The 25,985-nt window shown below is 41.6% G+C and carries 23 protein-coding genes and 1 pseudogene; 4 read left to right on the top strand and 20 right to left on the bottom strand.

The genetic code is table 11. The features are described 5' to 3' along the window. The 6 genes and pseudogenes from AC58CZ_RS13190 to AC58CZ_RS13165 form a co-directional block, all read right to left on the bottom strand. A pseudogene (locus AC58CZ_RS13190) lies at positions 1-245 on the bottom strand (signal peptidase II); the annotation flags it as partial. 141 nt (positions 246-386) lie between these two features. Further along, the gene (gene ccmI, locus AC58CZ_RS13185; protein WP_025643930.1) at positions 387-1,667 is read right to left on the bottom strand and encodes a c-type cytochrome biogenesis protein CcmI; all 1,281 of its coding nucleotides are present in this window, start codon (positions 1,665-1,667) and stop codon (positions 387-389) included. After that, positions 1,664-2,146: a cytochrome c-type biogenesis protein gene (locus tag AC58CZ_RS13180; protein WP_020443538.1), complete on the bottom strand. Its 483-nt coding sequence runs from the start codon at positions 2,144-2,146 to the stop codon at positions 1,664-1,666. The genes ccmI and AC58CZ_RS13180 overlap by 4 nt, the downstream gene beginning before the upstream one ends. An 83-nt stretch (positions 2,147-2,229) precedes the next feature. Beyond that, positions 2,230-2,823 (bottom strand): DsbE family thiol:disulfide interchange protein, encoded by a 594-nt coding sequence (locus AC58CZ_RS13175; RefSeq protein ID WP_025643927.1) that lies wholly within the window; start codon positions 2,821-2,823, stop codon positions 2,230-2,232. 69 nt (positions 2,824-2,892) lie between these two features. After that, a complete protein-coding gene (locus tag AC58CZ_RS13170; protein WP_497413154.1) occupies positions 2,893-4,941 on the bottom strand; it encodes a heme lyase CcmF/NrfE family subunit in 2,049 nt (682 codons plus the stop codon). 121 nt (positions 4,942-5,062) lie between these two features. Continuing rightward, complete coding sequence (locus tag AC58CZ_RS13165) at positions 5,063-7,279, bottom strand: heavy metal translocating P-type ATPase (protein ID WP_058025811.1); 2,217 nt, start codon at positions 7,277-7,279, stop codon at positions 5,063-5,065. A 142-nt stretch (positions 7,280-7,421) separates the two neighbouring features. Here AC58CZ_RS13165 and cadR point away from each other — a divergent pair, with 142 nt between their 5' ends. Next, complete coding sequence (gene cadR / locus AC58CZ_RS13160) at positions 7,422-7,832, top strand: Cd(II)/Pb(II)-responsive transcriptional regulator (RefSeq protein ID WP_007394845.1); 411 nt, start codon at positions 7,422-7,424, stop codon at positions 7,830-7,832. Between the two features lie 148 nt (positions 7,833-7,980). Here cadR and AC58CZ_RS13155 read toward each other — a convergent pair whose 3' ends face one another. Together AC58CZ_RS13155 and AC58CZ_RS13150 are read right to left on the bottom strand one after the other, a co-directional pair. Then, on the bottom strand, positions 7,981-8,703 hold the full coding sequence (locus AC58CZ_RS13155) for a CHAP domain-containing protein (RefSeq protein ID WP_068405068.1): 723 nt from the start codon (positions 8,701-8,703) through the stop codon (positions 7,981-7,983). Between the two features lie 796 nt (positions 8,704-9,499). Further along, the gene (locus AC58CZ_RS13150; RefSeq protein ID WP_093071126.1) at positions 9,500-10,144 is read right to left on the bottom strand and encodes a DUF411 domain-containing protein; all 645 of its coding nucleotides are present in this window, start codon (positions 10,142-10,144) and stop codon (positions 9,500-9,502) included. Positions 10,145-10,383: 239 nt separating this feature from the next. On the opposite strand from AC58CZ_RS13150, the gene lnt reads away from it, so the two are divergent. Then, positions 10,384-11,952 carry an apolipoprotein N-acyltransferase gene (gene lnt, locus AC58CZ_RS13145; protein WP_058025954.1) on the top strand — a complete coding sequence of 523 codons (1,569 nt, stop codon included), beginning with the start codon at positions 10,384-10,386 and terminating at the stop codon, positions 11,950-11,952. 186 nt (positions 11,953-12,138) lie between these two features. On the opposite strand, the gene AC58CZ_RS13140 is transcribed toward lnt, so the two are convergent. From AC58CZ_RS13140 to AC58CZ_RS13095, 10 genes are all read right to left on the bottom strand, one after another. Further along, a complete protein-coding gene (locus AC58CZ_RS13140) occupies positions 12,139-13,065 on the bottom strand; it encodes a cation diffusion facilitator family transporter (RefSeq protein WP_058025953.1) in 927 nt (308 codons plus the stop codon). 1,621 nt (positions 13,066-14,686) lie between these two features. Further along, positions 14,687-15,655: a DNA-binding protein gene (locus AC58CZ_RS13135; protein WP_058025952.1), complete on the bottom strand. Its 969-nt coding sequence runs from the start codon at positions 15,653-15,655 to the stop codon at positions 14,687-14,689. Positions 15,656-15,783: 128 nt separating this feature from the next. Then, on the bottom strand, positions 15,784-15,912 hold the full coding sequence (locus AC58CZ_RS13130) for a BrnA antitoxin family protein (protein ID WP_143007432.1): 129 nt from the start codon (positions 15,910-15,912) through the stop codon (positions 15,784-15,786). A 274-nt stretch (positions 15,913-16,186) separates the two neighbouring features. Then, positions 16,187-17,437, bottom strand: coding sequence for a replication initiation protein (locus AC58CZ_RS13125; RefSeq protein WP_181718483.1), 1,251 nt, complete (start codon positions 17,435-17,437; stop codon positions 16,187-16,189). 536 nt (positions 17,438-17,973) lie between these two features. Then, positions 17,974-18,228, bottom strand: coding sequence for a Txe/YoeB family addiction module toxin (locus tag AC58CZ_RS13120; RefSeq protein ID WP_025652646.1), 255 nt, complete (start codon positions 18,226-18,228; stop codon positions 17,974-17,976). Next, the gene (locus tag AC58CZ_RS13115; RefSeq protein WP_025652647.1) at positions 18,225-18,515 is read right to left on the bottom strand and encodes a type II toxin-antitoxin system Phd/YefM family antitoxin; all 291 of its coding nucleotides are present in this window, start codon (positions 18,513-18,515) and stop codon (positions 18,225-18,227) included. The genes AC58CZ_RS13120 and AC58CZ_RS13115 overlap by 4 nt, the downstream gene beginning before the upstream one ends. A 93-nt stretch (positions 18,516-18,608) precedes the next feature. Further along, complete coding sequence (locus AC58CZ_RS13110; protein ID WP_025652648.1) at positions 18,609-18,842, bottom strand: type II toxin-antitoxin system RelB/DinJ family antitoxin; 234 nt, start codon at positions 18,840-18,842, stop codon at positions 18,609-18,611. Positions 18,843-18,922: 80 nt separating this feature from the next. Further along, a complete protein-coding gene (locus AC58CZ_RS13105; protein WP_045448300.1) occupies positions 18,923-19,876 on the bottom strand; it encodes a replication initiation protein in 954 nt (317 codons plus the stop codon). A gap of 329 nt (positions 19,877-20,205) precedes the next feature. Further along, positions 20,206-20,376 carry a hypothetical protein gene (locus tag AC58CZ_RS13100; RefSeq protein ID WP_157292455.1) on the bottom strand — a complete coding sequence of 57 codons (171 nt, stop codon included), beginning with the start codon at positions 20,374-20,376 and terminating at the stop codon, positions 20,206-20,208. 198 nt (positions 20,377-20,574) lie between these two features. After that, positions 20,575-20,916 (bottom strand): hypothetical protein, encoded by a 342-nt coding sequence (locus AC58CZ_RS13095; protein ID WP_093071114.1) that lies wholly within the window; start codon positions 20,914-20,916, stop codon positions 20,575-20,577. A 261-nt stretch (positions 20,917-21,177) separates the two neighbouring features. On the opposite strand from AC58CZ_RS13095, the gene AC58CZ_RS13090 reads away from it, so the two are divergent. Continuing rightward, positions 21,178-23,826, top strand: coding sequence for a MobA/MobL family protein (locus AC58CZ_RS13090; RefSeq protein WP_093071112.1), 2,649 nt, complete (start codon positions 21,178-21,180; stop codon positions 23,824-23,826). Between the two features lie 25 nt (positions 23,827-23,851). Next, a complete protein-coding gene (locus AC58CZ_RS13085) occupies positions 23,852-24,808 on the top strand; it encodes a hypothetical protein (RefSeq protein WP_025652652.1) in 957 nt (318 codons plus the stop codon). Between the two features lie 188 nt (positions 24,809-24,996). Here the strand turns inward: AC58CZ_RS13085 and AC58CZ_RS13080 are convergent, their stop codons facing one another. After that, positions 24,997-25,272: a hypothetical protein gene (locus tag AC58CZ_RS13080; RefSeq protein ID WP_025652653.1), complete on the bottom strand. Its 276-nt coding sequence runs from the start codon at positions 25,270-25,272 to the stop codon at positions 24,997-24,999. Positions 25,273-25,428: 156 nt separating this feature from the next. Further along, positions 25,429-25,653: a helix-turn-helix domain-containing protein gene (locus tag AC58CZ_RS13075; RefSeq protein WP_025652654.1), complete on the bottom strand. Its 225-nt coding sequence runs from the start codon at positions 25,651-25,653 to the stop codon at positions 25,429-25,431. Between the last annotated feature and the right edge of the window lie 332 nt (positions 25,654-25,985).

Below are 25,985 nucleotides of genomic sequence, written 5' to 3'. Positions count from 1 at the left end.
TACCAGATAAAAGCGCGACTGCCATTGGCAACCATTTTTGGCATTTTGTCCAACTTATCTTTAGGTGTTATTGAGTTGCCTGAAGTCACGTACATAGCTTTAGGCGTATGATTCATGGTTTTAGAGTCAATCGATTGATGAGTACTACTCACAGCTATAGGTACTTTATTGTCAGCAATATTAGTACTAGCCGATTCAACGCTATTCAATTTAGTACTATCTAATCTGTCGGTAGATTCAGTCATAGTTGTTTTCTTTATCTGTGTTTATACAATGAACAATGTTAAACGTATATGTTTTTGGTATACGACTATTAATCGCGCCACTTTTATAAACGGCTCCACTTACCGCTCTGGTGTTATGAAACTTACGGTAATAATTTTTTATTAGGGAATCTGTTGATTGATTTCAACATTAACCTGAGTCTGTTCAGCGCTAATCACTATAGGATTACCCGATAAGTCGCCTGACTCTGCTATGGCATTACCGCTATGACTAATACGAGCAACGACTGCTAACTGAGTTTTGTCACTACGAGCTGAATTTAACGTGCGATCTGGCATCATCGCATCAAGATTGCTTAAGCGGATACTAGCCTCACCTTGCTTGATAATACTAATGGGTAAACGTTTGGCGGCAAACGGTGGACCTCCTTTAACGTCACGTATCGCAACAAACAACACATCATCAGCTTTCACTAACGGTAATAAATTAGCGTTAATTTTCACTGTCACGTCAATACCTTCTAGCGCTTGCTTTTCTTGCGTGCTAACGTAGTTGCTTAACTCATCTAAGCTTGCTAAAGCTTTAGTATGATCACCTGGTTTGGCCACAATGCTGCCTTGTAAGCGTTTAATCCAACCTTGCGCTTGGGCAAAGTTACTACTACGAGTCTCACCCATTGCCATGAGCATTTGAGCCCGTTCATGCTGCGGATTCTTAGCTAATATAGCTTGTAATACACGGCGAATATTGGCGTCTAACTGACCTTCATTAACGAAAAAGCTAGTCTGAGCATAAGTGGTGGCGATTTCTTCATTTTCAGGAGCTAAACGATAGGCACGAGATAAGGCTTCCAGCGCAGAATCAGTTGCCTCCATAGATAAGAAAAGCTCGGATAGGCGCATCCAGCGATTAGGATCATCAGCATTACGATGAACATTGGTTTGCATGGCGCTAATCAGTTGACGACCATCTTCAAACGCCCATGATGGCGGCTTGTCAATTTTAGCTGTCAATAGGTCGTCAGCCACTTGTCCTACTTTGTCCTCAGCTGTCCACAAATCAAACACGGGCGTACGATTGCCTATTAGTAAATACGCCATTGCAGCCAATATTGGGATCCAAGCTGCGACAATTAAACGGCTTTTGACATCAGGGGTGACCATAGGTGTTATCTGACGCTGCACATCTAATAGCTGACGCTCCAGTTCCAGCTTTTGATTTTGATAATGGCTATTATTAATAGTACCGCTGTCTTTATCTGTTTGTAGCTCAGCTAAACGTTCGCGAAATACTGCAACATTAATATCTAGCAGTTGATTGTCTATTGGTTTGGACTGCAAACGCGGTGCTCGTAGCCATGGCATAATAGCAATCAGCGCAAATATAAGAGCAATCAGCAAGCTTAGAGTTACAAATAAGCCAAAAGTAGAAAATAGAGTCATTTTTTGTCCTCTAGGCTAGTAATGTCGTGGTCGACACTCTCAGCTTGCGATAATAGACGATCAAGCTCAGCCTTTTCCGTAGAGGTCAAGGCAGCAGTACTGTTCACTGTGACGCCGCTTTGACCACGGGCAACAACTTGGCGACGCTTACTTTGCCAAAACCAACCAATAATTAAGACGAGCAATAATAGTGGTGGAAAAAACCATAGGATCCATGTTGATGGTCGCATAGGCGGCTTGTAGCTAATAAAGTCACCGTAGCGCTCTTGCATATAGACGCGTATTTCAGCATCACTACGTCTATCTTTAATTAAATCATAGACTTTTTGCTTTAGATCCTGTGCAATCGGTGCATCAGAGGCTGCAAGGTTTTGATTTTGGCATTTTGGGCAGCGAAACTCTTCTATTAATCCACGATACTGAGCTTCTTGCTGTGGTGAGTCAAAATCGTATACGTCAATAGCTGCGTTTGCCGTCATGTTAAGCAGACACGCTAGTATTAAGCTTGCTAGTTTTAAAACTATATTGGGTTTTAGTTGAGGAGCTCTTATTCGAGTAGCGTTCATTTGCACATCTCCTCAACCTGAATGAGATCAGGACTATCGTTGTTCTTATTAGCCTTATTAAGTACTGTCAGGCACGGCTTAACACGCTGTTGCCAATTGGCTTCATTAATCTCACCAACAATATGCTGACGAATGATGCCATCTCCATCCACAACAAAGGTTTCGGGCGCACCAGTTATGCCTAAGTCTAGAGCAAACTGACCCAATGAATCCTGAATAGACATAGAAAATGGATCACCGCCTCGGTTTAAGTAACTGAGCGCATTACCAATCTCATCCTTATAATTCACACCAACGATATCAACGCCGCGCTCTTCTAGTTGCATTAAAAACGGATGCTCAATAACGCAAGTTGGGCACCATGAGCCCCAAACATTAAGTAAAAACGGCTTATCCGGCAAATTATCATTGGTGATAGTACGGGTAGTATCTGCTAATAACGGCAGCTCAAAGGTAGGAACCGGACGCTCAAGAGCGGTATTGGTCACAATGTCTGTTGGTTTACCTAAGCGCATGTACAATATAACTACCAAACCAAAAAAGAGGATAAGCGGAATTAAGAACCATAGCTTCGTCTGCTTTTTTTTCATTGTCTTTGGGTTACGCTGCTTACTGTTTTGGCTATCTTTTTGCTCAGGAGTATTATTCGACATAGTCATTTATTTCTCCTTTAGTGTCGACATCGTCGATACTGAGATTGCCTGCTCAATAGCTACCTCATTGACTCCATAAGTAGCCAAACTACCAGTAACTAGCAACGGAGCTTTAATTTTTTTGATGCGGTATCGTTTATCAAGCATACTAATTAATCCACCTAGAGCCATGATAATTGCCCCTAACCAAATCCAGCGAATTAATGGTTTTACATAAATCCTTAATGCCCATTGGTTACTACCATCGGCAATAGGTTCGCCCAGTGCGACATAAACATCGCGCATAAGACTGGGGTCAATAGCAGCTTCAGTTGTTGGCATCGTGCTGATAATATAAGTACGCTTTTCTGGAGTCAGTTTCGCCACTTCACGACCGTCTTTGGATACCACCACTTGCGCTTGCGTTGCATCAAAGTTACTACCCTTTATTTCAAAAAATTCAGTTACTTCAAAATCGTAACCTTGAACATTGACTGTATCGCCAATACCCATTGCTACGTCACGCTCAATACTCAGGCTACTAGTAAAGGCTATGCCAATGACAGCAACCAATACGCCAATATGAGCAGTCTGTTGACCCCAATAGCTAAGACGCAGCTGACGCAGACCTTTAAAGAAATTAGGGGCGTTCTTGGTTTTGTCTCTAAAGTCAACGATCATCCATAGCAGTACCCAAAAGCTCACCGCTAAAGTCACGCCAATATTGAACATAGCAGATGGACTGGTAAAGTAGGCGATAATAGCAGCCAATACGATACTACTAGCGGCAATGGCGATACCCACCCCTAGTAACGGACGCTTATCTTGTTTCCAGCGAATATTAGAGCCCATACCCATAGCGATTAACAACAGCCATGTCAAAGGCACAAACAGCGCATTGAAGTATGGAGGCCCTACAGATACCTGACCGAGACTAAAGGCATCAGCGATAATAGGATAGAGGGTGCCGAGCAGCACCACTAAGGTTGCAATCAAAATGATGGCGTTATTGATCACTAAAAAGGACTCACGTGAAATCAGCTGATATTGACTTTCAACGGTTAAACGCCAACCGCGAACGGCAAACATTAATAGACCACTACCGATGATAATGCCAAGAATAGCTAAGATGACCAAACCACGCGTCGGATCAGCGGCAAACGAATGCACTGAGGTAAGGACTCCAGAGCGTACCAGGAACGTGCCAAGCAAGCTTAAGGCAAAGGCGAAAATAGCCAGCATGATGGTCCATGCTTTAAACACCCCGCGCTTTTCAGTGACTGCTAATGAATGCAGCAATGCTAAGCCGACAAGCCAAGGCATAAACGAGGCGTTCTCTACCGGATCCCAAAACCACCAACCGCCCCAGCCAAGCTCGTAGTAGGCCCACCACGAGCCCAGTGCAATACCAATGGTCAAAAATCCCCAAGCCGCGAGCGCCCATGGACGTGACCAGCGTGTCCAAGCAGCATCTAAACGCCCTTCCCACAATGCCGCCATACAAAATGCAAAAGGTACTACCATACCCACATAGCCCATATATAACATGGGCGGATGAATAATCAGACCGAAATCTTGTAGGACAGGATTTAAATCAGCGCCATCGACCGCTAGATTGGGTAAGGTACGCTCAAACGGTGACGAGGTAAATATCAGCATCGTTAGCATCATTAACTGTACACCGGCCAAAATAACTAATACCCGCGCACGCATTGATAACGGCAAGCCGCGACTAAAGTATGATACCAGTGCACACCATGTGGCCATGATGGTCATCCATAGCAGCAAAGAGCCCTCGTGTCCGCCCCATGTCGCCGATAACTTATAGTACCAAGGCAACAGCGTATTAGAATGCTGCGCGACGTAACTGAGGCTAAAATCATTATAATAAAAACCTGCTATCAAAGCGCCAAATGACGTTATCATGGCGGCAAACTGTGCCCAAGCTAGGCTAGGGGCTAGTCGTTGCCAAGCAACTTGGTTACGAATAACACCAATAGTTGGCAGAATTACCTGCAATAACGCCAGTACAAAAGAGGTAAGCAAGGCAAAATAGCCCAATTCTGTAATCAACATACGGTCTAACCTTATTTACTCTAATGCGGTTGCAGTTTACTGTGGCGGTGGAATTTTTATTATTAGAACCCACCCCCGAAATCTGCTGCTATCTCTAGTTTTTAATTGATTTCGAAGGGTTTTATTTAACTACTTTAGGCGGAGTTACCAGTGGAGGCGCGCCTTTAAAGCGCAGTAAACGTAACGCATTGAGAGTAACGAGCACTGTTGCTCCAGCATCAGCTAGAACCGCAATCCATAGTCCAGTAATGCCGAATACGGTCGTGATCAGAAAGACGCCTTTGAGACCTAAAGCGAAAATGACGTTCTGATGAATGTTGCGCATGGTGGCACGCGAAAGTGCAATCAGATGGGCCATGTCTGTAACACGACTTTTTAATAATGCGATATCGGCCGTCTCAATGGCCACATCGGTACCACCACCCATCGCGATGCCAACATCAGCGGTTGCTAGTGCTGGCGCATCGTTAATACCATCACCCACCATCGCTATTTTGCTGTTATTCTTCATCTCGTTAAGCAAGCGCAGTTTGTCCTCAGGCAACAGCTCAGCTTCCCATTCCACGTCTAAATTACTGGCAAGTGCTTGAGCGGTTAAGCGGTTGTCGCCTGTTAGCATGACGGAGCGCACACCCATCGCTTTAAGTTGAGCCACACCTTCATGAGCGTCGTCTCGTAACTCGTCTCTTAGTGCGACCAATCCAAGCACTTCTCGACTTTGCTCATCGAAAAGAACTGAGACGGTCTTGCCCTCATTTTGCAGCGCCTCGATTTGTGCCTGTTGCTCGGCTGAAATTGATGCCTCATCTGCGGCATAAACAGGCGAACCGATAGCTAGCGCGCGCCCAGCGATAGTTGCGTGTACCGCTTTACCCGCAGTAGCAGAAGCTTTAGAAGCCACAGGTATGACAACTTTGGCGGCTTTGGCATGACTGACAATAGCTTCAGCAAGCGGGTGACTAGAACCTGTCTCCACACTGGCAAAGAGCGCCAATACCTTATCTTTACCTTGAGAACCCTGATCCTGAGAATCCTGACCTTGAACACTTGAATACTCTTGTGTAATGTCAACAACATCGGTCACGCGTGGTTTGCCTTCAGTTAAAGTGCCTGTCTTGTCAAAAGCGACTGTCTTCACTTGGCCGATGGTTTCTAAAGCACTACCGCCCTTGATCAGCAAGCCGCGGCGCGCACCGACCGCTAGACCAGAGGCGATAGCAGCTGGTGTTGAGAGCACAAGAGCACAAGGACAAGCGATCAATAATAAGGCTAGACCTCGATATAACCAAGTTGACCAATCTCCGCCCATGGTTAACGGTGGGACGATGATAATTAGGGCGGCAATAGCCATCACAGCCGGTGTATAGTAACGACTGAATTTCTCAATAAAACGGGCAGTGGGTGCTTTGGAAGCTTGCGCTTGCTCTACCAAATCAATAATGCGCGAAATAGTGTTATCGGCGGCTGTCTTTTCTACGCGCACTTGGAGCACACCATCGATGTTAATTGACCCTGCAAATACATTGTCACCCATCGTCTTGGCAACAGGAACAGACTCTCCCGTCACGGGCGAATCATCAAGGCTGGACGCACCTTGAACAATGGAACCATCAGCAGATACCCTATCTCCAGGACGCACCAGCACAAGGTCATTCACTTGTAGTGAAGTCGCTGGAACGTTACGCTGCCCACCTTGAGCATCAAGTAAAATCGCACTTTTCGGAACCAGCGATGATAAGGCTCTGATGCCAGCGCGAGCGCGATCAGCAGCGATACTCTCAAACAGTTCACCGATTGAGAACAAAAAGACAACCGCTGCGGCCTCTTCAGCTTCACCAATGATAAGTGCGCCAAGCACGGCGACGGACATCAGCGTTTCAATTGAAAAGAATGAACCTGTTTTAGCCAGTGCTAAGGCTTTGCGTGCAAATGGAAAAACGCCTACAATCACAGCGATGGCAAACACCCATATCCCATAAGCGGGGAACAGTAGTGACAGTGCATAAGCGCTGCCCATCAAAATACCGAGACCAACAACCTGTTTGCCTTTTTGAGTTTGCCACCACCGCTTATCCTGCGGAGCCATCTGATTGTCGCTGTCAATATCAATAGCCGATACAGTTTGTTGACCAGTATTGGCAGAGATGCCGAACCCTAGGCTTTTGATTGTTTTTTCGATATCACTAGCCTGAGTCGGCGCACCAGGGGCTAAATTTAGCTCTAGCGTTTCTGTAGCGAAATTCAGCTGAACATCAGAAACCCCAGGCATACGTTTCAAAGCTGTTTCAATCTTGCCGATGCAACTGGCACAGTCCATACCTTCAATATGATATTTCATAATAATTTACCCTTTGAATAATGATATTATGAACCCTATAGTGGCTTTAGAGTCAAGGTTATTTATCTACAGTTTCGTAATTTTAATTTCTCTAGCGCTAGTCTTTACAGCCACTTTAATTATTTAAATCATAGAGGTTGTTATGACAATCAAAATTGGTGAGCTCGCTAAACGCACAGGTGCCACAGTAGAAACCATTCGCTATTATGAAAAAGAGCGTTTATTACCCGAGCCTTTTCGTAGCGAAGGGAATTATCGTTTATATAATGAAGAGCACATTGAGCGTCTACAATTTATCCTACATTGCCGTACGCTCGATATGGCTTTAGATGATGTGCGAATCTTACTTGAATACTGGGAGTCGCCTGACAAGGACTGCGGCGATGTGAATAACTTGCTAGATGAGCACATTCATGCTGTGGAAATACGAATGGAAGAACTGATGCACTTAAAGCATCACTTGACCGTTTTGCGCCAGAAATGTGCAAGTAGTGCACCAGCGTCATCATGTGGCATTTTAAACGCGCTTGTCGATAACTCCTGTCATGAGTAATGATATCAGTAGTGTTCATTTCTGACGGATCAAATCATGAAAGGTTAAATACGCCCTGATGTTAAGCACAAAAAAACCCAGCAATGATAGTAAGATCACTACTGGGTTGGAGAAAAGCAATAAATATGTTGTGCTGACTTCTCAGGTCTTATTTATCATTCATAGCAAGGTAGATATTACGATCTGATGCGGATGCGTCATCCACATATTTTGAATCACGCCATGTCGTATAAGCATAGACACCACTGTATGGGCTGATACTGTTCTGACGGAAGTCAGAAATCCAATTTGTACCATCGAAAATTTGAATATGGCCATGTGGACGCTTTGATGAGCGATCATAGACAATAACATCACCTACTTGGGTTGGCATATCATTGCTGATTTTGCTGAAACCTGCTTTCTCAAGTGTGCCACGAGTGGCGTACTGATAGGCTGAAGGATTGGGTGTAAATTCATAACCAGCTGATTGTAGTGCTTTACGTACGTAACGGGCACAATATCCAGAGCTGCCAGATAAAGCCACTTTTGAGGCGCGAGCAGCAGCGATAGCGGGGGCTGAATTGCTGTCAGGAACCTTATTGACTTGCTGCTGTTGTTTTTCAGCGTATAAGCGGCTGTTTAATGATGAAAGCTGATTCTCTTTTTGCTTGGCCTGCGCACTTAGGTTGCTAATTGCTTGACTAATTTCATCATTATTAGAAACATAAGCACCACTTTTGGTGCTATAGATGTTTTTTGATGAACCGTAGTTTGATGCCACAGAAGTATTGGTGATGGTATTATTTGTTTGAGAGATTGTGATAGCAGCACCACTCGTTTGTGCTATGCCCATACCCAGTACTGACAAAATCAATAAAGCCTGTTTCATAAATCTAATACCTACGGTTAATTCAAAATCGTCTGTTATCAACAACAGCGCAGTCAATTAAATCTCAATAACTCAAGTATATATATGTCATAGTGACTGATACTTCTGCTGCATATTATTCATATAAAAAATGATTATTGGCGATCACAGCTCATTGAAGTCTTACGAAGCTGTTACAAATCAAGCTGCTGACCAAAACACAAAGCCGACTTTAGCATAGGTTGTTTAGCCTGTCATCACCCTTAAAAACCCCAAAAATACTTTTTTGATGTCGAAAAAATTGCTAATATCCCACATTTTACAATGTAAGTTTGTGTAACATGTACAGAATATAGCTGACTAGATTGACCACAATTTCTACTGTTTTATAAGCAAAAAAACGTCTGAGGGTTAAATCTATAATTTAGATTTAACCCTCAGACGTTTTTCTATTGGATGAAGTAATTACCCTATATAGGGTCTAACTAATTATTAAGATAATATAATAATTTATAATATTAATATAGATGTTAATTCCCTACTGGCTTATGTAATATTACGTAATTGTTTCGATACATCCTGTATATTCTTGTATTAACCCTTAATTATTTATCTATTTTAAGGGTTAATAACCGATAAATCCGCTTACATTGTCATCAAAAGTTACAAATTCAAAGTTATTTTTGCTTTTAAAGTCGCAATAGCTAATGATTTTTTTGATGAAGAATCATTTTATAAGCAATAGAACAGTCTTATACCTGCCTCATTTACTTTTAACGCTAACACTATAATCAAAGTATTCTTAACTGCTAACACACTATAATTGCTGCTCTACCGATTCAATATCAGCATAAACTTGGGTCGTCCCGTCTTTATTGAGCTGCATAACCTGATAGGGCATGAATTTATTTTGATACTCCATACCTGGGCTACCAACAGGCATGCCAGGTACGGCAAGACCCATAGCTTGTACTGGCGGATTTTCTAAAAACTGCGCCATATATTTAGCGGGTACATGACCTTCAAAGACGTAACCATCAGTAGTGACTACAGTATGGCAAGAACGCATTTCATTTGGAACGCTGTAGCGCTCTTTAAATACGGCTAAGTCCGCAACATCTTGCGCGGTTGCACTTAGACCATTATCTTCTGCATGACTTATCCATTCTTTACAGCAGCCGCAATTGGCATCTTTATAGACAGTGGCTGAGACGTTTTTTAGTAGGTCTGGTTTATTTACTGATGTCATCATAGGAGTATTTATAACGTTTGGTTCAGCTGTCTTTGGAACAGCCAAAACATCTTCAGTTGATGCCGATGTTGTGCTTGCATCAGATACGCCACTACTCGGTTGGCTACAAGCAAATAGTGATGAGGCGGCAAGTAATACTAACGTACTACGCAACCCCTTAGACAGATAACGATTGAATATAAGACTGGATTTTATTTTTAAGGGGGTCATAGTGCTCTCTCATGTACTGTAGATATTGTGAGCTATAGAAGGTCAAGTAACACTTCATATCGTTTGGTAATGTAGCATAATAACCCATCAAACGGAGTACGTAAATTTATCCATTGAGCAGTGCGGACTGGTATCATAAGCAGTTTTCATTTTGAAATGCTGCCTGTAGTATTAACAGGTCTATCCGAGTTTTGGATTTTGACTAAAAATTCAAAACTCATAATTTTGGATAATTTGCGATGCGCCTGTCTACTATTAATCTACAAAAGCGTTTGAGTACTCACTTAAATCAATTACCGCTATCGCTTACGCTAGTAGCAGCATGGCTTGCAGGGGCTATTTTTTTATTTTCGCTAGCGCCTTATGGGTTTTGGCCGCTAGCAATAGTATCACCAGCGATTTTATATGCGCTGTTGGTGACAAGTATGAGTGGTCGTCGCGCTTTTATTATCGGTGAAGCTTACGGTATGGGGCTATGGTGCGTCGGCGGCTTTTGGCTCTATACTGCTATCCATGATTATAGCGATACACCAACGTGGCTCGCATTGATTATGATTGCATTGATGGGTCTCGGTATGGGACTATTTCATGGATTGTTAGCACTAGTCTTTAACCGTATGGTAGGCAAACAACCCTTTTCATTTGCTGCTCTTTGGGTGCTACAAGAATGGTTAAAAACTTGGTTATTCACAGGCTTTCCGTGGCTGTTTGTTGGTTATGCATTTACTGAAGAGTATTGGTTATCGTCCTTAGCACCCGTTGCTGGTGTTTTTTCCGTCTCTTTTGTTGCCATACTATTGGCTGCAAGTTTAGTAGAGCTACTGCTTCGGCGCAGTAGTTATGCCATCGTTTCTGTACTGTTATTAGCCATTAGCACATCATTATGGCTGGTCAATCCGCAATGGACAAAACCTAAGGGCACACCTGATCTGTCAGTGTCATTGATTCAAGGTAATATTTCACAAGATATAAAGTGGCTGACTAAGTATCAAGTAGAAACGCTAAAGATTTATGCGAAGTTAACACGCACTGAGTGGGGACGTGATGTGGTGGTGTGGCCTGAATCATCTATTCCTATGTTTCAGGATGAGGCTGCGGGCTTTATTAGTGAAATGATAGAAATGGCTAATGCGACCAATACGACATGGATAACTGGTATCCCTTATAAGGATAAAGCGGCATTCAATGCCAGTACGGATAAGTATCCCCCATTTTACAATAGCGTGATTGCTCGAGGTGTAGAAGCGGAAGGCCTATACAAGAAGCAGCGTCTAGTGCCTTTTGGAGAGTATATTCCATTTGAAGGCGTGCTCGATATTTTCCCAAGTTTGGCCGGTAGTCAGGATATTAAGAGCTATAGTCGTGGTAGTGATCAGCAGTCACCTCTAAAGGTGCGTGGACACAATATAGGGACGGCTATCTGTTATGAGGTAGCTTATCCAGATACCACGCGTAAAAATGCCATCGATACTGACTTTTTGTTGACCGTCTCTAACGATGCCTGGTTTGGCACTTCAGCAGGACCATTGCAACATTTGCAAATGGTACAAATGCGCGCGCTTGAGAACGGGCGCTGGTTTATTCGAGCGACCAATACTGGTGTTACCGCTATCATTAACCATAAAGGTCGTATTGTAAAACGCGCACCGCAGTTTGAGCGTACTGTACTACGTGGTGAGATACAGGCACGGGTTGGTAACACGCCCTTTATGCTTATGGGAAATTATCCTATCTTGATAATAATAACCCTGTTATTACTAATAAGCTATTTTGGCAAAGGTCTAACCACACTTAGAAGACGAGGGTAATAGTAAACTTAATCATAATAATTTAATCAGCGTAAGTTTTTTATTTTTTCTAGGTAACGTCCTAACGCACGTAAATATAAAAGTTTTAAACTATTGATCACATAAGAACTGATTGAAAAAATTATGTTGACATAAGGCACGCGCCTCATACTTAAAAAGAGATAGCTATATACGGTCTATCATCTTTTAGTTGATACTTTCATTTAATGCACGCGATTTTTGATTGTCATCTGCCTTAGTACCAAATTCAATAGTTGCATGTTGTATATTCTGATGCGCCAAATCTTCCTTGATGTTTTCTTTCATAGTAATAGTCTCTTCAAACGTTATATCGGTCTTCGGTACAATATGAACTGTAAGAGCATTCTCAGTGGTACTCAAAGCCCAGATATGTAAATGATGAAAGTTTTGAATAAAATTATAGCTCTCTAAGATAGCAGTGATTTTACTGAGATCAACATTTTGAGGTACTCCGTCGATAGCAAGCTTGATACTCTCTTTTAGTAGACCCCAAGTCGATAACAGTATAACGACTGAAATAATCAAGCTAACTAGAGGATCAACGATATTCCAACTTGTATAGTAAATAATAATGCCCGAGATAACGACACCTACAGAGACCAATGCATCTACCATTAGATGCAAGAAAGCACCTTTGATATTAATATCGTCTTTTTGACCTTTGTAGAATGCAAAAGCAGAAACAGTATTTATAAATACACCTATTAGAGCTGTAATAATAATAACTTTTCCTGCAACTTCCGGTATCGTATCAAATCGACCCAAGGCCTCATACGCAATACCTATAACGATTGTAACTAACAATATGGCGTTAATAAGAGACGCCATTATAGAAGCTTTTTTGTAGCCATAGGTATAAAGCGTAGTAGATGCTTTCTGTGCTAATTTCATTCCAATTAACGAGATTATTAAACTGGCAACATCACTTAAGTTGTGGCTAGCGTCTGCGATTAAAGCTAATGAATTAGTTGAATAGCCCACTATAAACTCGATGAGCGTAAATGCAGAATTTAGACCAATCCCAATATAAAAAGCTTTATTCATATTTTTAGGGTCTGGAGCTTGATGACTGTGGTTATCTGAATTACTCATAATTTACCCTTGTTTAGGTTGCTGCATTTTATTAAAGGTAGAAAATAAGTTTATTGCATATTTTCTATATTGCACAGTCAATATTGCTCTAATACCGTAGACCCACTTATTTTTATCAATAAACTGAGCCACAACTTGATTGTGTGTCCTATCTCTCCTTGGGCGAAAAAAGCGGATTTTACTGTAATCTAACTGGCTTACGTAAGCTTCTTGTTCTCATGTTCAAGCTCTTTAGTATGTGTAGCTTAGTCTTGAATGTTGGTTAGTATAGTTTCATTAGTGTGCTTTTTATGACATGACCACATAAAGGTGTAATCGTTTAATGCTTCAATCAGCATACGAACGGCGCGTTCTTTAATCTCAGGAGTGTAGGTTTGTCTTTTCATTATCGTATTCTCTCAGAAAGATGATTTACCGCTTCTTAACAGCGCGTGTAAAACCTTGCATCTGACGACTAAGCCGGTCTTCATAGTAAACTATCCCAGTATTGTCAGAAACTTAACGTCTTGTGAGGATGTACTAAGTGCTAACTTCAAAATGGTTGAAATACCTACGCTAAATGACGACAAAAAAAGCCTAAGCAATNCGGTCTTCATAGTAAACTATCCCAGTATTGTCAGAAACTTAACGTCTTGTGAGGATGTACTAAGTGCTAACTTCAAAATGGTTGAAATACCTACGCTAAATGACGACAAAAAAAGCCTAAGCAATCTAATGAAAAAGTAGATAATAAAAACCCAATCTACATGACAAACAAAAAAATGCCTCTGGGAGTTGACTCCCAGAGGCATTTAGTTTTAAATATAGCTAACGGTTACAGCGTGTTGACGCACACTGTAACGAACAAATAAGCACCTGAACTGCGTTATTTGAACAGCATTAAATGCCCGTGTAGGTGCATTTTATCCAAAATTTGCTTTCATATCAACTTTATTCACTATACATTTTAAAAACCGCTTGTTCGCTCGTTACATCCTCGTGCTGCTCTCTTTATAACCGTTACCCGTCAAATGGGTGGCAGGCTAAGGCGACGACTGCGTTTGACAGAAGGGTAAAGCTCTCGACAGGGGGTTCTAGACATATTGAGCAACGCAATGAGTGGTTATTTGTGCATATCGTAGCGGTATATTGGGTGTATTGCCCTTGCTAGCGTATGACAGCACAGTAGCGGTTAAGAGCGTGTCTAGGCGGTGCTATCAGCCGTAATCTTAACAACCGTAGCTTGATACAGTGATACGGTCTTGATGACGCGATGGGCGATGAAGTCGGCATGACTAATCACATCAAATCCAAGGAATGCACTAAAGTGTTTGTGAGTATGCTAGAAAATACTCATAGATGCTTTAGGGTGAGTGTTCCTTGAAATCTGCTCAAGGCTCCAAAATCAGCATCGGAACTTACTTAGGCTAATTTAAATAGTATATAGCCCACTAGGCTATATACTATTAGACTTCAGAGAAAAATTTAGAATAGTTCTTATACAACAGTCATTTATTCAGTGAGTCGATATTGTCATAGTTGATTCATAAGCTTAGTGTGAATAGAACGAGATCTACGCTTTAGGTAAAGTCTCTTCCTAGCTCATAACTATTCTTTATCTTGGAACCTTGAATACTTTTATTTAATCAACATCCAAGGCGTTATCTTTGTTTTGAATAAGTATTAGATTATCTTGAGCTTTCTTGAGTTTATTTTGTAACACAGTCACTTGTTCTTGTTCTGATAGGTGACGGCTCGATAGCTCGCCATATTGCTTATTCAATATACTATGTTCAGCTTCAAGTTTAGCCTGTATTTGAGTCAGCTGCTCATAAAGTCCTGATAGCTTATCACGTTCAAAGGTTACCGCCTTTAGCTCTCCTTTGATCTCTGCGGTAGCAGTTTGTATCTCATTGCGTTCAGCTGTGACCGTCTTTAGCTCTGACTTAGTGGCTTTAAGCTCCGCCTTTAAACGTGCAATCTCTGCTTTATCGCTATCAGCTGTAGCTTTAAGCGTGGCTACCTCACCAAGACTACTAGTAAGCTCTACAGATTGCTTATCTAATGCGCTACGTGTCTCTACAAGCTGTGATTGTGCTGTTTCTGCTTTAGTTCGTTCAAGCTCTAATTGATGCTTAGTATCTGATAGCGTCTGTTTGGTAGCATCATGGTCAGCTGTGGCTTGCTGAGCCGCTTTAGTTGCTGTCTCCGCAGTAGTGGCCACTTCGTCCAGCTGCTGTAGTAGATCTGCTTGTTCACCCTCTAAGGTTTTAACTGCTTCTTGCGCTTCGTCCGTCTCTGCTTGTGCCTTAACCTTAACCACCTCTAGAGCTTCACGCTCCTTAGACAGCCTATCGTTCGCCATATCAATAGCTGTCTGCCACATATCAGCGCCAAGCGTGTGCAAGCGTTCAGTGATACCGCTAGGTAAATCCACTTGTTGCAGCTCTTGCTCTTCCTGCTGTTCTCGCTTCCAACTCTGCATCGCATCACTAATGGTAGTGAATGAGCCACCGCCTAGCGCCTTACGCACCTCTGCCAGTGTCGGCTTTATCCCTTGCTCCTGTAATCGGTCAGCTGCTGCATGAATATCTTGTGTGGTGAGTGCCATGATTTTGTATTCCTTGATAGTGCATTGTAGTATGTTGTATATAGTATAATACAATATACAACATACTACAATGCAAGGTGTAAAAAAACCCCAAGTCGTCTTGAGGTCATGTGCTTGTTATTTAATGCCTAGTGATCGGTTAGGTATTCTTCTAGGGCATCGTTGATCATGTCTTGATAGTTACCGCCTGTTTGCTTAGCTCTGTCCTTGAATTTGGCAAGGATACTTGGGCTAATGACACTGGTTTCCGTAGACAACGCTTGAGATTTGATACTGCCACGGATCGCGCCTGACCAGTCGGTGACTTCTGGAATGTCCGATAAATCAATGTCGTCATCGCTAAGCGTGGCTAGATGCTCTGAATCTGCTTACTACTTAGCAGTTAGTGGCGGTAATTCGTCTATTTTATAGCTAACCTTGCTCATAATACTCCCTACTAAATCCTATAATATGCCTTGCATAAGAGACCGCACGAGTTCACTATCATCGACTCCCTTTGATGTGTGCGTCACAAGTGAGGTTAAAGCGCTGTTAATTGGCTCTTTTGAGCATATTTTTTATATGTAGCTTTTCATCAAAGTCGGTTAATTTTTTTAAGTAGCGCACATACTCTGCGTAGTATTCAGGTTTTGCCATACGCGCCTCGATCTCTTTTTGTGTCTCAACCGGCGTTTTAATCGATTGAGGAAAATTACTAACTACCTCATGCTTGTCTTTAAGTTTCCAACCATATTTTTTAATCTCAGCTGGACTAAACACTTTGACAATATCTTCAAGGCTTGTACTGCTGGTGTCCCGAATACAAAACACGATTTCACTGATTTCTCGGCCGATTTTGTTTTCTGTATAGCTAACCTTCAGCGGTGTGTGCTTCTCAACCTCTGCTATGGCTTTATCTAAGACCTTAGTTTTAAAGTCTGTGATTTTTCCATACTTGTCTGTGCAGTTGAATTTTTGGCGCAGATACGCAACTGAGTACGCTTTTTTACCACTCTGCAAGTGTAAACAGCTACTGACAAGCTCGAACATTAAAATACCGTAAGAGCCCAGCTCCACGATATAGCGCCTCTCGTACTTCGTGAACGTATTTGACTTATCAAATACAGTTAACATCTCAGTCACTGTATCTGTCAACGTCACCGCTATTCGCCCTTGACCCTTTAGATACTCACACTCAGCAACCCAACTGCTACCTTTTCTATTGACGACCTCATCTGCTTTGAAATCATAAAACCAAAACGCTTTTTGTAGCAAACTATCCGATAACTCACTTAGCAACTGGTATGTACCATCTTTTTCGAGCCCATATTCTTTGGCAAACTCTGAAGCTGTCAACATAAACGTCCGCTGATTAGCATTTTTATCAACGGCAGCTCGAACCTTTGGCGATAAAAGCATGATCAGTCGTCTCTCGTTATGCGTCAAATCTGTAATCGCGTTTAATAATCTGTTTTGTAGCACAATCCAATTCGGTCCATAAACCCAGTTGCTATCGTCTTTTTTATCGGATGTTGTACTACTGGCATCTGAGCTTGCATTTTGAGGGGATTGTATAGGCTTTTGAATCTCTTCTTCAAAAGGCAATACCTCAAAATCAAAGTCAATAGGAATGGGCTCAATAATCTCAATAGAGGCGTTGAAATCATTTCTTGTGTATCTAATATGATTGATTAAAGCCTCACGCTCCTCTGGTGTCAGCGGTTTTTCAACGCGTACCCTGATTGTATGGCCAAAGTCTTGCCTAAGCTTGTCTTGAAAACCCTGCATTTCTTCAGGTGTCATATCCTAACCTATTTGTTTGGTTTTAACTAATATAACATATATGACGAAAAATTTTATAATTTTTCGTCATATACAAGGTATTTGTCTACCTAAAACAAGCTAAATGTCTACCTATACACTAAAACAACAAGGTATTTGTCTACCTATAACAAGGTTAACGTCGTCATTTAAATAAAAAAAATCCCCTGTAATACTTATAAATGAAGCGCTACAGAGGATTGGCGAAAAACGTATAAATCTGTTAAATCTGTATATATAAATTCAAAATAATATACGTGTATTTTTAGGTAAGAATAAAACAGCAACTATTTTATTCTGTGGTAACGTGATCAGAGGTATAGTCACCATTAGCAATTATATGGCGTCGTATGACCACATAAGGTTTGTTATCGAATGTTTAGGTCGAAATACTAACCAATATATTTAGACGTCTCTACAGAGCTTTCTCGTTCGTTTTAGGACACATAGCCAGAATGGAAAATAAAAAAGTGCCTGATTCTTAGGATCAAGCACTTTTGTGAACTAACACTGTTTACTTAATAATGATATCGGCACTGAACGATGATAATGGCATCATCTTGAACCTCATAAACCAGTCTATGCTCTTGATCAATGCGACGCGACCAATAGCCTGCCAGATCGTGTTTGAGTGGTTCAGGTTTACCAATACCCTCAAATGGGTCACGTTTGATGGCTTTAATCAGCTTACTTATTTGCTTGACCTTCTCTTTGCTGGTTTTTTGCCAGTATTCGTAGTCCTCCCACGCATCCTGTGTCCAAGATAAGATCAAGCGTCCACCTCATCATCACAAGTCAATAATGCGTCATCCGTATTGATGTCATGCTCGATTAAACGACCCGCCTTAGCATCGGCTATAGAGCGTCTGAGGCGCTTGGCATTAGTGGGGCTTTTTAGCAGATGAAGCGTTTCCTCATATGAATTAAACTCTTCTAAACTCATGAGTACCGCAGGTTTGGCGTTTTGTCTAGTAATCACGATCGGCGATTTGTCGGTATCTACCTTATCGATATATTTGGCTAGGCCCTTTCTAAAATCAGTGTAGTTCACAACATCCATAACGATTACTCCGTGTTTGGTCATATTTATTTGTATGACTGATATTATATACCATAGCTGTACTTATATCTGTACAGTTATTTTTACACTGATTTATTTATGGCGCTGGCCGCTCAATCCGTAATCACCCGCAGAAGTTTGTGGCGGCGTATTAAGATTAGAGGGTTTTTGATAATCAAAGGATAACGGCACGGTATTGGTTTGCGCCACTTGAGTTAAGAACAATTTGATTGCTTGAGACGGCGTTAATCCATAGCTTTCAAACACGGCAAAGGCGCTATCCTTGAGCTCTTGATCGAGCCTGATATTATAATTGGTTGTCGTCATGGCATTACAAATGGCTTATATATGTACGTACAATATAAACCATTTGTAATGCCAAAACTACTAAGCATGCTTTTTTCATATTATGATTTCTGCTTAGGGAACGTATAGCCTATCGCCAGTAAGTGCTTTTTGTGGGTCTTTAAAAAAGCCTCATCTCTTAATTGAGTGTGTAACCAACTAATAACTTCTTGAGTGCTTTTACCTGATGGTGCGTAACTACCAAACGGTGAGTAGTTAGCCAACAAAGGGGCAAAACGATCAATTTGCTTAACGGTTAGAGGTGGGATATCTCTATCCTCATTATTCTGATTTAGGCCCTCCTGTCCTTTTTTCTTAGTTGGCTTGGCCTTGACGGTGAATGTCAAACCTGTAACTGTGCGTCCACGTTTGATGTTTTCATAGGTGATTTTGATGTCGGTTTTCTGATTAATTTCTTTTATGGGTCCATCAACTGCATTCTCTTTCAAATTGTTGATGCGCTCATACGACTTAGGCGTGCCAAGTTCTTGCCTATATTGATCTAAAGTCATAGAAAAACCACCCTTCCCCTCAGACTTTTTTGCTAGATGGTAAAGGTCTAACGAGTAAGTCAATTTGAGGTTTAAGATATCTTCTTTTAAATATTTAGTGTAAGGGTTGAGCTTATCAAAAACCTGAAGTAAGTATATTACCTCATCTGTAAAATGCATCGATATATAGCCATCTGCATATTTCGACCTGATTAGCCATTGAACCTCTGTATCATCACCATCCTTATCCTCATAAATGAATGTACGCTTCATTAATTTTTTGCTAGCTGATTTCATTTGCTTATAAGCCGAGTTTCTATCTATTCCGCTAAGCTTAGCAAATTCAGAAGACGCAACCTCTATCGGTGTTTTTTCAGTAGCATTATTAACCCTAACCAATGGGCTCGCTAGAATAATGATGCGCTTCTCATCAATAGACATCTCTCTAAAAGCTTGAGTAATTTTATTCTGCATAACAATCCATTTTTCAGGATATTTTTTTTCGTATAGCTCGACATCATTCATTATGACAACCTCATTATGCTAGTTACTTCAAGATACTAGCATAATGCGGGATAAAAGTAGCATTTAAACGGGATAAAAGTAGCATAATGCGGGATAAAAGTAGCATAATGCGGGATAAAAGTAGCATAATAGAGTGCGTAACCCTTTAATAGCAAAGCTTACAGACTGTCTAAAAGTCTTTAAAAGTTTTTAAAAGTAAAAAATATATTTTTATTTTAAATAATAAGGAAAAAACCAAAAAACCGACGGATTTAAGATGATAATTTGATCGACCAATCACTTGTAAAACTGATCAGTAGCTCAGAATGCAATTGTCCACTTACTTAATGTTATTCCACGTTCGCATGGTTCGGATCAAGCTTAGATCTTTGAAGATCTTCAAAAGCATGGTCAAAGATATTTTGAATATCTTCGTCTGTCATTCTGGACAACCCTGTTTTCACATTCTCAATATCAGTCTCATTTTTTGTAGATAGCTTGTCTTCATTTTCAGTAGCCATTATCGACACATCTGTAAACACTTATCAAACCGTTGCTAAAAAGCCTAGAAACCACTCTTATATACGTTTTACGCTCTGTCCGATACGATGGTAGCTAAAGCTATTCTAAAACGCTTAAAACAGCCGATAACCGTCTCCTAACCTTTCGCTAATTAGTAGACGATCCAGCTGTACCTTCAATTAGGCGATTTCGAGTAGCTAATGTGATGATGAATAAATATCAAGCAATGAACCGTGGTCACTGTCCTGACTGTTTTTAGGTGGTGTAAAGCTGCTTGGTACCACCTCAGCTTTACTTTGTATTTTATTGGCAATTGCTTTCAAAAATTCACGGTGCTTTTTCAAACGAGCATATTTTTCATTATCGTGTGCGTCTAAAAAAATAGCTTGCAGTTCATGATTATCATCATCGTCTAATGCGTTGGCCAACCACTCCCCCAATATTTTATGTGCTTCAAGCCTGTCCTGATCAATCTCTTTTTTAAGAGCCTGTAATTGCTTAATCTTATTTGCGAATAAATCATCTGATATTACTGACATTACCTCATCCTTTTTTTAGCCAACTATGATAGAGTTGATCCTAGCAGTACATACATAGGTATGCAAGGTAGTAAAATACACAAGACCACATCGTTTCGTGGGCGCAGTAGTATTTTAACCCTCTGTTAATAGCGAACTTAGGAGTTTATGTAAAAAAGACCCACAAGGGGTACTATTTTTTACATAAACTCCGTCGTTCGGCAGGGGGCGAACCCCCTACAACCCCCAAAAAATCATCTCTCAATATTGGGTTTTTTTGCTATGAATAATAAAGGGTTTCACCTGTCAGTTAGCGCCGTTAGTAAGGCGAAAAATCATAGCGTGGTGGCAAAGTCGGCTTATAATTCTGGCTCAAAACTGGTTGATGAGCAGTCAGGAGTCGTCCACGATTACACCAGTAAAGCTAAAGACAAAATCTTAAATTTAGTGGACAGTGATGGTACTAAATACACGCAAGTTATTGAGAAAAATGTGATGCATACGGCGTTGATAACGCCAACTCTTGCTGGGGATCTAGCAGTGACACGTGAGGGTTTTTGGAATGATATCGAACGCATTGAGACTCGTAAAAACGCGCAATTGGGTACTGAGATTGACGTGATGTTTCCTGATGGGATCACCGCGGATCAGCGTATAGTTCTGGCCGAGCGCTACGCTCAAACCTTATCTGATCGCTATAACGTGCTTGTCGATGTGGCCATTCATCGGCCCCACAGTCACGAGAAACATGTGGGGGAGGTTGAAGTGGTTGAGCTGACCAGTCGTAACTTTCATGCCCATATTTTACTCTCAAGCCGTGAGATAGTAGCGGATGTTGAGGGTTATGCTTTATCAGCACGCAAGAATTGGTTGCAGTGGTCAACGGAGGAGCGGTTATCTAAGGGGTTAAACGGACGCGGCGATGAGCTTAAATATCAACGCACCCTTTGGGCGGATATGGCCAATGAGCTACTGCCTAAGAATAAAACCATTAGTGAGAAATCCTACCGTGAGCTGGGCATCAATCGTTTGCCAAAAATGAAACTGGGTAAATCACTATATAAGGATATTCTCAAAGGCAATCGTTCAGTGATTCACGAATACAACGAGACGATTGATGAGATCAATGCTTACATTGAAAAAAATGGTTTAGTAATTGAGTACGACGACAAGGGACGTATTGACCTAGAAAGCAATGAACAAGAGGTTAACGGCGTCACAATACATTATAAAAAGCGTAAACCCTTTGCGCGAATTGAGCTCAGTAATATCCGATTTGTAGATCCTGCCGTTGAACTTGAACCCGCTATCCCTAAAAGTAACAGTCAGACGCATAGTGATGCGGCGAATGATCACGCACTTGATGAGCTTTTAGCAATCTCAGCCGACTTTGTGAGTCAAAAAAAGATGGTACGCAGCGCCTTATTTTCAACCATTGATGCGCTGCATGAAGAGTTAGCGCACCAGTCTAAACAGATTATTACTATTGATAAAAACATTAAGAGTACCCAGCGGTTCACCGAGGAGGTGGGACAGGATTTTAGTGACCCCCGCCAAAAAATGATTGAGCTTGCCAGGCAGATAAGCACAAAAGAGCAAAGTGAGGCACTAAAGGCGGCTTTAGCGTTGGTTGAGGAGTTTAGACAAGATGATACCCTACAAACAGGCCGCGCTGTTAGCCGTCTTGAAGAGCAGCTGTCACAGATTGATAAAACGGTGCTGAACAATAAAACGGTTTTAAAAAAGCTGATCCCGCTTAATAATGAAGTCATTGCGGACTACAAAGGGTTGAAGGCCACGCTAAAACCCTTTGCCGCAAAGCTGAATAAACTGGCGACTGGCTTTAAAGCTCTTGATGAGATTGATATTGAAAAATCCGACTTATCCTTACAGTGGGATCAAGCGTTTGCGGATCTACAAGAGATAGACGTCACCAATAACATGGACACTTATCATAAGTTTGCCGCATTTGCAGATCTGGATGTTGAGCGCTTTAAATATCTTCAAAAAGAGCGTGAGGCGCTCAGTACGTTAAAAGCAGTAGAGGTAGACGCGGATGCTTACACTCGTTTAACGGCATTGACCGCTGATGTTAAAGCGTTTAAGACTGCCAATGATAACGACATCAAACAGTTAAAGCAGCAAATTAATACCAGTCAAAAAACCTATCAGCGCCTGTCGCCGTTTTATGAGCAGCGTATCGCCTTACTGGATCAAAGTGAAGCTGTGATTGTGCAAGATGATGACCTATACGATGAGATTACCCGTACCAAGACCACTCAATTGAACGCAGATCGGCTTGATGACTGGCGCAACCGTACGATGGTGCTTCACCACCAGCTCAATAAAGCACATGAGCAAGCAAAGCTTAAGGAAGAGGCTGAGCGCGCACGAGAGGAGGCTTTAACCAGGCGGCGAGTAGCTTTACAACAGAGACGGCAGCAGGCATCTCTTAAGCGTCAGCGAATCAATGAGACCAAAGCATATCGAGATCGATTTGACAATTTAGTGGTACGGGTGCGTGACCGCGTTGATGCCCTTGATTTTAAGGCCGTTGATGCACCGATCGAAGTGATCAACGCGGCTGAGGCGGTTGCCGCACAAGCATTTATATTCACTACTCTAAAACACACTGACAGCTTTACGACACTACAAAAAAGTTTACGAGACACCGATGCCAAAAAAATTGCAACGCAGGTGCAGAAGGCAGCAACGACGCTATGGCAACAGCTTGAGCGCTTGCCTGACAATCAAGATAAGGTCGAGGTATTAACCCAGATCAATGAGCGCTTTGAGCACGTTCCTGCTATCACCATAGATGGGGCAACGCTCACACAAACTGTGACAGATCACCTGCAAAAAACGAAGAACGCCATCCAAGCGCATGAACAAGCACAAAGACGCCGCTACTCCTCACCACGCCCATTTTAGGCGGCATTATAATAATGAGTACCCCATGAATAAAGACAATAGCAATGAGCAAGACATACACGATCAACTTGTTAACCTAGTGACTTCATTGACTCCGGTCATTGGGGCCTTGCGTGAGCTGATTAAGCGAGCCGATGATGCGGTAGCGAGGCGGCTTGAGCGTTCGCTTAGCGGTATTGATAGCAAGGTGAATGAGGTGTCTTCTGCCATTGAAGAATTAGGTAGTAGCGCAAGCACGACTTCGCAGGCATTGAGCCAGTATCAAGAACTCGTGTTAAAGCAGCTTCAAGCAGCAGTGACGGCTTTCACTGACAATGAGATGCCGCGTCGTTATGATGACAAAATAGCGGGCATCATCACCGATATGAAACAGCAGATTGATACGGCTGTAGAGTCGGTCGTCACTGCTAAAAACGATAGCATAGAGGTACAAATCAGTACCATGCAAGGAGTTGCTGATAAACTTAGCGCAAGCGCTGACAATCTAGCCCTATTCACCAATCAGTACCAAGCTGGTCATAAGCAGATTATTGAAGATATTGAGACCTTTGAGACCACCACCAAAACGCGGATTGAGCAGGTCGAGGGTAGAGCTAGTAAAGACTTGGACAAAATTCATAAGTCCATTGAGACTATGAGTATTAAAAGGATTGCAGCCGCTGTCGCAGCGGGTACGATGGCTGTGATAATAAGTTTGGTGGCTCTGGTATTTTGGTATGTGCCAAGCTTTGATGAGATTGCAGAGATGAAATACCAGCAAGCAGAGCTACAGCGCGGCATCGATGAGCTTGAAACGGGTTGGAAACAGGCCTTTAATAATGCTCAAAGTGCGCAGTTTATTTTGGCTTGTGATGTTAATAAAGAGCAGCCTGATGCAATCAGCTGGTGCGTTAGAGCAGACAGTAAGAGTGTTTTGAGAGATGAGAGAGGCTTTGTTTATTATAAAATAGCTGGGGTGCCGCGTGCAAAGCCGACTGAGTAAAGACGTATGGCAATAGTGAGCTATATTGCCCAAAAGTGCGTCTTCTGAAACATATAAGACTGAAAAAAGGCTTGTTTGATTGTCGTTATCTTTGTCTATATTAAAAAGCCAGATAATGACACTTTATCTGGCTTTAAGGGTTATTGTTTCTTGTTAAACAAGAAGTCTGTAAATATAAGCTAAAGTGACTAGGCTGCTTGGTCAGTGTAAGCTGTGACCAACTCTATAAAAGCAGTTTCAAGGATGCTTAAAGTGTAGTCGTCAACGATAAGACCATCATCCAGCTGTCGTTGCACCCAGACATAAATCGCTTCATCATTATAAAGAATAGCGTCAACACCAAGTAATGATGCCAGTTGTACGCCTTGCTGTACTTGTAAGCTGAATAACAGCTTAGAGGCTAAATTTTTAGTCTGTTCACTAAACCAAGCGCAGCTGTTGAGCCGCGATAGATTGTTATTCATTAGTATTCTCCTGCAGATTATTGTGTATAAATAATGGATAAAATGACTTACTACAGGTCAAATTATACCTATATTTTAATCTATTGCAAGAGAAAATAACCTTCTGTAGGTCTTTTTATACTTTTAAAGGTGATAATGTCTTATGAGCGAAGGTGTTCACTCAGGCGACTCACTGCTGTCCTCATTTATGATTTCATATAAATCACCAACATTGATTCTAAGATACGTGCATAAAGACTCGATGACATCTAGATCAACTCGGGTGGCTTCTTCATGATACATGCGAGTAATGGTGCCACGATTGATGCCAGTATCCCTTGCGACATCGGCAATTTTAAGGCGTCTTTCGCCCATGATGGTCGATAAGTGACACTTCACCATAGTGGTTTCCTCATTAACGATTGGTGGTTTTGATTGGTGAGCAGATTATAACGAATATGAGTGGCTAACGTATTCCTTTTAGTAGCTCAAATTGATATTCAACAGCGGTAATTTACCTGGTAGTAGGCAGTTCGTTATGCTGTCTTTGATACAGGACGTCTATCATGATGGATATACGCTAGTTAGAAAAGGTGATGCTATTTTTACTATGAAGTATTGCTATTAGTAGTAATGTGACGTACATTTTTAGTTATACTTATATACTTATATACTTATATACTTATATACTTATATACTTATATACTTATATACTTATATACTTATATACTTAT

It is taken from the genome of Psychrobacter sp. CR212 (assembly GCF_059693765.1).
Note: the sequence above shows the minus strand (reverse complement) of the source record. Positions and strands in the feature narration are given on the sequence as shown.

Coding starts and splice junctions, on each gene's coding strand:
- AC58CZ_RS13175 (WP_025643927.1), bottom strand. CDS start 2,823: ATGAAAAAAAAGCAGACGAAGCTATGGTTCTTAATTCCGCTTATCCTC.
- AC58CZ_RS13115 (WP_025652647.1), bottom strand. CDS start 18,515: ATGGATGTTGTGAACTACACTGATTTTAGAAAGGGCCTAGCCAAATAT.
- AC58CZ_RS13170 (WP_497413154.1), bottom strand. CDS start 4,941: ATGTTGATTACAGAATTGGGCTATTTTGCCTTGCTTACCTCTTTTGTA.
- AC58CZ_RS13090 (WP_093071112.1), top strand. CDS start 21,178: ATGAATAATAAAGGGTTTCACCTGTCAGTTAGCGCCGTTAGTAAGGCG.
- lnt (WP_058025954.1), top strand. CDS start 10,384: ATGCGCCTGTCTACTATTAATCTACAAAAGCGTTTGAGTACTCACTTA.
- AC58CZ_RS13155 (WP_068405068.1), bottom strand. CDS start 8,703: ATGAAACAGGCTTTATTGATTTTGTCAGTACTGGGTATGGGCATAGCA.
- AC58CZ_RS13100 (WP_157292455.1), bottom strand. CDS start 20,376: ATGGCTACTGAAAATGAAGACAAGCTATCTACAAAAAATGAGACTGAT.
- AC58CZ_RS13080 (WP_025652653.1), bottom strand. CDS start 25,272: ATGAATAACAATCTATCGCGGCTCAACAGCTGCGCTTGGTTTAGTGAA.
- AC58CZ_RS13125 (WP_181718483.1), bottom strand. CDS start 17,437: ATGACACCTGAAGAAATGCAGGGTTTTCAAGACAAGCTTAGGCAAGAC.
- AC58CZ_RS13180 (WP_020443538.1), bottom strand. CDS start 2,146: ATGACGGCAAACGCAGCTATTGACGTATACGATTTTGACTCACCACAG.
- AC58CZ_RS13085 (WP_025652652.1), top strand. CDS start 23,852: ATGAATAAAGACAATAGCAATGAGCAAGACATACACGATCAACTTGTT.
- AC58CZ_RS13165 (WP_058025811.1), bottom strand. CDS start 7,279: ATGAAATATCATATTGAAGGTATGGACTGTGCCAGTTGCATCGGCAAG.
- AC58CZ_RS13105 (WP_045448300.1), bottom strand. CDS start 19,876: ATGAATGATGTCGAGCTATACGAAAAAAAATATCCTGAAAAATGGATT.
- cadR (WP_007394845.1), top strand. CDS start 7,422: ATGACAATCAAAATTGGTGAGCTCGCTAAACGCACAGGTGCCACAGTA.
- AC58CZ_RS13140 (WP_058025953.1), bottom strand. CDS start 13,065: ATGAGTAATTCAGATAACCACAGTCATCAAGCTCCAGACCCTAAAAAT.
- AC58CZ_RS13095 (WP_093071114.1), bottom strand. CDS start 20,916: ATGTCAGTAATATCAGATGATTTATTCGCAAATAAGATTAAGCAATTA.
- AC58CZ_RS13110 (WP_025652648.1), bottom strand. CDS start 18,842: ATGACGACAACCAATTATAATATCAGGCTCGATCAAGAGCTCAAGGAT.
- ccmI (WP_025643930.1), bottom strand. CDS start 1,667: ATGACTCTATTTTCTACTTTTGGCTTATTTGTAACTCTAAGCTTGCTG.
- AC58CZ_RS13150 (WP_093071126.1), bottom strand. CDS start 10,144: ATGACCCCCTTAAAAATAAAATCCAGTCTTATATTCAATCGTTATCTG.
- AC58CZ_RS13135 (WP_058025952.1), bottom strand. CDS start 15,655: ATGGCACTCACCACACAAGATATTCATGCAGCAGCTGACCGATTACAG.
- AC58CZ_RS13075 (WP_025652654.1), bottom strand. CDS start 25,653: ATGGTGAAGTGTCACTTATCGACCATCATGGGCGAAAGACGCCTTAAA.